Annotated in this window: 4 protein-coding genes; 3 read left to right on the top strand and 1 reads right to left on the bottom strand. The window is 68.3% G+C overall.

Translation table 11 applies throughout. The features are described from left to right. Positions 1–147: 147 nt before the first annotated feature. Positions 148–1386, bottom strand: a complete 1239-nt coding sequence (locus ACFU7D_RS28365) for a DUF349 domain-containing protein (RefSeq protein ID WP_378873571.1) — start codon at positions 1384–1386, stop codon at positions 148–150. A 188-nt stretch (positions 1387–1574) separates the two neighbouring features. Here ACFU7D_RS28365 and ACFU7D_RS28360 point away from each other — a divergent pair, with 188 nt between their 5' ends. From ACFU7D_RS28360 to aspS, 3 genes are read left to right on the top strand one after another with little or no spacing between them, the layout of a single operon-like run. Then, complete coding sequence (locus ACFU7D_RS28360) at positions 1575–2270, top strand: MBL fold metallo-hydrolase (RefSeq protein WP_357339128.1); 696 nt, start codon at positions 1575–1577, stop codon at positions 2268–2270. After that, positions 2267–3616 (top strand): histidine--tRNA ligase, encoded by a 1350-nt coding sequence (gene hisS / locus ACFU7D_RS28355; RefSeq protein ID WP_378873569.1) that lies wholly within the window; start codon positions 2267–2269, stop codon positions 3614–3616. The genes ACFU7D_RS28360 and hisS overlap by 4 nt, the downstream gene beginning before the upstream one ends. After that, positions 3613–5400, top strand: a complete 1788-nt coding sequence (gene aspS / locus ACFU7D_RS28350) for an aspartate--tRNA ligase (RefSeq protein ID WP_378873567.1) — start codon at positions 3613–3615, stop codon at positions 5398–5400. The genes hisS and aspS overlap by 4 nt, the downstream gene beginning before the upstream one ends. Positions 5401–5476 lie beyond the last annotated feature (76 nt).

Genomic DNA, 5476 nt, shown 5'->3' with positions numbered 1-5476 from the left:
TCACTAAAACCCCGCCTAGTGGGCTGTTTATGACGAGCCTACTGGGCGTATTTTTTTTTCAGTATGACCCGACTGGCCCGTATTCTGCTTCAGAACGCGCCGACTCGGCGCCTGTCGCGAGGACAGAGCGCCGAGTCGACGGATGAGTCAGGAGAAGTCGGCGCTGGCGCGCTTGGCCATCTCCAGGAACTGGCGGCGGGACTCGAGGTTCTCCTCGAGGCTCTTGATCTTGCGGGCGTCACCCGAGGTCTGGGCCTTGGTGAGGTCGCTCTCGACCTGGGCGATGGCCTCCTCGAGCTTGGCGATCATGTCGTCGGCTCGAGCGGACTTCTCCGGGTCGGACTTGCGCCACTGGTCGTCCTCGGCGGACTTGATGGCCTGCTCGACCTTGCGCATCGCGCCCTCGAGCTCCTTGATGCGGTCGCGCGGGACCTTGCCGGCCTCGTCCCAGCGGTCGGCGATGTCACGGAAGGACCGCTTGACGGCGTCGAGGTCGTCGCCCTTCTCCAGCAGCGGGAGAAGCTCCTGCGCCTCGGCGAGCAGGCCCTCCTTGACCACGGCGTTCTGCGCGAACTCGGCGTCGAGCGCCGCGTTGGCGGAGTCACGGGCACCGAAGAAGACGTCCTGGGCGGCCCGGAACTGCTTCCAGAGCTTGTCGTCGACGTCCTTGGGGGCCGGACCGGCGACCTTCCAGTCGCGCATGAGGTCGCGGTAGCGCCCGGCGGTGGGGCCCCAGTCGGTGGAGGCCGAGAGCTGCTCGGCCTCGACGATGATCCGCTCCTTGATCACCTTGGCGTCCTCGCGCCGGGCGTTGAGCTCGGCGAAGTGGGCCTTGCGGCGCCGCGTGTAGGCGGTGCGTGCGGTCGAGAAGCGTCGCCACAGCGCGTCGTCGGACCCGCGGTCGATGCGGGGGAGCGCCTTCCACTGGTCGAGCAGCTCACGCAGCCGGTTGGCACCGTTGCGCCAGTCGTTGCTCTGGGCCAGCTTCTCGGCCTCGGCGACGAGAGCCTCCTTGGCGACCTTCGCCTCGGCCGCCTTCGCGGCCCGCTCGGCCTTACGGGCCTCACGCTGGGTGGCGATGACCGGCGCCAGAGCGTCCAGTCGCGCCACCAGCGAGGCCAGATCACCGACCGCGTTGGCGTCGGTCACCTTCTCCACGACGGTCTTGACCGCCGCGGTCGCCTCGTCGGGCGACGTCTTACCCGCATGCACGCGCCGCTCGAGCTGCTCGACCTCGAAGGCGAGCTGGTCGAACCGGTTGGTGAAGAAGGCAAGCGCTTCCTCTGGCGTGCCTTCCGGGTATTGCCCCACGGAACGTTCGCCCTCAGCGGTCTTCACGTAGACCGTTCCGTCTTCCTCGACCCGACCCCACTGCTCGCTGGTCACAATGTCCCTACTCTTCGCATGAGGCGCTAACCTCTTATGAAATCTCCCCCGCCGGACACCGTGCTCGTCACAGTCCCGGTCGGCTCAACTTGCAGGTCCCCGTGGTGTCCCGGCACACCTCGGGATGCCCATCGTAGTCAGACGCCACGATGCGGCGCTGCACTGTACCGCTGGATAGGGTGTTTCTCGTGTTGATCGCAGGCTTTCCCGCCGGTCCGTGGGGCACCAACTGCTACGTCGCCGCCACCGGTCCGGGCACCGAGTGTGTCGTGATCGACCCCGGGAAGGACGCGGCCAAGGGCATCGAGGAGATCGTCCGCGAGCAGCGCCTCAAGCCGGTCGCGGTGCTGCTCACCCACGGCCACGTCGACCACATGTGGTCCGTGACCCCGGTATCCAAGACGTACGACTCCACTGCCTGGATCCACCCCAACGACCGTCACCTCCTCGCCGATCCGCTCCAGGGGATCTCGCCGGAGTCGGCGCAGATGCTCCTCGGCATGCCGCAGGGGACCTACGACTTCGTGGAGCCCGACGACGTCCGGGAGCTGAGCGACGGGCAGGCCATCGACCTGGCCGGGATGAGCTTCCTGATCGACCATACGCCTGGGCATACCGAGGGGTCGGTCACCTTCCGGACTCCCTACCCCGACCACGCCGAGGTCAGTGACGTGATGTTCTCCGGCGACCTGCTCTTCGCGGGCAGCATCGGGCGTACGGACCTCCCCGGCGGTGACCACGCCACGATGCTGCAGTCCCTGACCACCAAGGTGCTGCCCCTCGCCGACGACATCGTGGTGCTCCCCGGCCATGGCGAACAGACCTCGATCGGGCGCGAGCGCGCCACCAACCCGTTTCTTCAGGACCTGATCACCACACCATGAACAAGCCAACACCGCTCTCCGGATTTCCGGAGTTCCTGCCGAGCCAGCGCACCGTCGAGCGCGAGGTCATCGCGACCCTGAGCCACACCTTCGAGCTGCACGGCTTCGGCAACATCGAGACTCGCGCCGTCGAGCCGATGGACCAGCTGCTGCGCAAGGGCGACACCTCTAAGGAGGTCTACGTCCTGCGCCGCCTGCAGGAGGACGACTCCAACCGCGACAAGGGGATGGGGCTCCACTTCGACCTCACCGTCCCCTTCGCCCGCTACGTGCTCGAGAACGCCGGCAAGCTGGAGTTCCCCTTCCGCCGCTACCAGATCCAGAAGGTCTGGCGAGGTGAGCGCCCGCAGGAGGGCCGCTTCCGCGAGTTCGCGCAGGCCGACATCGACATCGTCGGACGCGACACGCTCCCGTTCCACCACGACGTCGAGGTCGCCCGGGTCATGCTCGAGGCGCTCGGCAGGCTGACCTTCCTGCCCGGCTTCACGCTCCAGGTCAACAACCGCAAGCTGATCCAGGGCTTCTACGCCGGTCTCGGCGCGCCCGACGTCGAGGAGACCATGCGGCTCATCGACAAGCTCGACAAGATGCCGGCCGACGAGGTCGGCAAGCTGCTGGTCTCCGAGGCGGGGCTGAGCGACGAGCAGGCCGCCAAGTGCCTCGAGCTTGCCACGATCACCGCCACCGACGACTCCTTCGTGGAGAAGGTTCGCGCGCTCGGGGTCGAGAGCGAGCTGCTCGAGGAGGGCCTGAGCGAGCTGGCCACGCTGATCACCGCCACCGCGCCTCTCAACACCGACTCCGTACGCGTCGTGGCCGACCTGAGCATCGCCAGGGGTCTGGACTACTACACCGGCACCGTCTTCGAGACCCGCCTCGACGGCTACGAGTCCCTGGGCAGCATCTGCTCGGGTGGCCGCTACGACGCGCTCGCCAGCGATGGCAAGACCACCTACCCGGGTGTCGGGATCTCGCTCGGCGTGAGCCGCGTCCTGGTGCCCCTCGTGGCCAAGGGCGTGCTCGACGGGGACCGCAAGGTCCCGAGCACCGTGCTGGTCGCCGTCGCCGACGAGGAGAGCCGGGCGGAGGCCGATTCGGCGGCCCAGCAGCTGCGCGCTCACAATGTTGCCTGCGAGGTCTCGCCGAACGCCGCCAAGTTCGGCAAGCAGATCCGCTTCGCGGAGCGCCGCGGCATCCCGTACGTCCTCTTCGCGACCGAAGGTGGCTACGAGATCAAGGACATCCGCACCGGCGATCAGGTCCCGGCCGACCCGGCCACCTGGACGCCGCAGAACGAGAGCGACCTGAAGCCCCAGGTCGTCGCGAACAACGAGGAGAAGAAGTGATCCGCACCCACGACGCCGGCACCCTGCGTGCCGAGCACGTCGGCCAGACCGTGACCCTCGCCGGCTGGGTAGGCCGTCGACGCGATCACGGCGGGGTCGCGTTCCTCGATCTGCGTGAGTCCAGCGGCGTGGTCCAGGTCGTCGTACGTGACGAGGAGATCGCCCACGCGCTCCGCAACGAATACTGCATCAAGGTCACCGGCGAGGTCGTCGCCCGCACCGACGAGAACCGCAACCCCAACCTCGCCACCGGCGAGATCGAGATCGTCGCCAAGGACCTCGAGGTCCTCTCCGCCGCGGCCGCCCTGCCGTTCCCGATCGACGACCACGTAGAGGTCGGCGAGGACGTACGCTTCAAGCACCGCTACCTCGACCTGCGCCGCACCGCGCCCGGCAACGCCATCCGGCTGCGCTCGAAGGCCAACAAGGCTGCCCGCGACGTGCTCGACGGCCACGACTTCGTCGAGATCGAGACGCCGACGCTGACCCGCAGCACCCCCGAGGGCGCACGCGACTTCCTGGTGCCCGCGCGCCTGCAGCCGGGCTCGTGGTACGCCCTGCCGCAGTCCCCGCAGCTGTTCAAGCAGCTGCTCATGGTCGGTGGCATGGAGCGCTACTACCAGCTGGCGCGCGCCTACCGCGACGAGGACTTCCGCGCCGACCGGCAGCCGGAGTTCACCCAGCTCGACATCGAGATGAGCTTCGTCGAGCAGGACGACGTGATCGCGCTCGGCGAGGAGATCGTCGCGGCGCTGTGGAAGCTGATCGGCTACGACGTGCCGCTCCCGCTGCCGCGGATGACCTACGCCGACGCGATGGCCAAGTACGGCTCGGACAAGCCCGACCTGCGCTTCGGCATCGAGATCACCGAGTGCACCGACTACTTCTCCGAGACGACGTTCCGCGTCTTCCAGGCGGCCTACGTCGGCGCCGTGGTGATGCCGGGTGGCGCGAGCCAGCCGCGGCGTCAGCTCGACGGCTGGCAGGACTGGGCCAAGCAGCGTGGCGCCAGGGGCCTGGCGTACGTCCTGGTCCAGGAGGACGGCTCGCTGACCGGTCCGGTCGCCAAGAACCTCTCCGAGACCGAGGCCGCCGGACTGGCCGCTCACGTCGGCGCCAACCCCGGCGACTGCATCTTCTTCGCCGCCGGTGCGCCCAAGTCGAGCCGCTCCCTGCTGGGTGCCGCCCGGCTGGAGATCGGCAACCGCCTCGACCTTCGCAAGGACGGCGACTGGAGCTTCCTGTGGGTCGTCGACGCGCCGCTGCTCGAGCCCGCCTCTGAGGCCGTCGAGTCCGGTGACGTCGCGGTCGGCGCGGGGGAGTGGACCGCGGTCCACCACGCCTTCACCAGCCCGCAGGACGTCGAGAGCTTCGACAAGGACCCCGGCAACGCGCTCGCCTGGGCCTACGACATCGTCTGCAACGGTAACGAGATCGGCGGCGGTTCGATCCGTATCCACCGCGAGGACGTCCAGAAGCGGGTCTTCGACCTGATGGGGATCGGCGAGGAGGCGGCCGAGGAGAAGTTCGGCTTCCTGCTCGACGCGTTCAAGTTCGGTGCCCCGCCCCACGGCGGCATCGCCTTCGGCTGGGACCGCGTCGTCGCCCTTCTCGCCGGCACCGACTCGATCCGCGACGTCATCGCCTTCCCGAAGACGGGTGCCGGCTACGACCCGCTCACCGCCGCTCCGGCGCCGATCACCCCCGAGCAGCGCAAGGAGGCGGGCGTCGACGCGCTGAGCTCAACTTCTCCGGCTGCCGCCGAGGGCGAATCGGCGAACTGAGCGAACCTCGGCGATATCCAACAGAGTCTCCGGGACCGGTCCGCCGGTCCCGGAGACTCTTGGCATTCTCTAAGGA

The organism is Nocardioides sp. NPDC057577 (assembly GCF_042801335.1).
Lineage (GTDB): Bacteria > Actinomycetota > Actinomycetes > Propionibacteriales > Nocardioidaceae > Nocardioides.
This window is presented reverse-complemented; position numbering and strand designations above follow the sequence as displayed.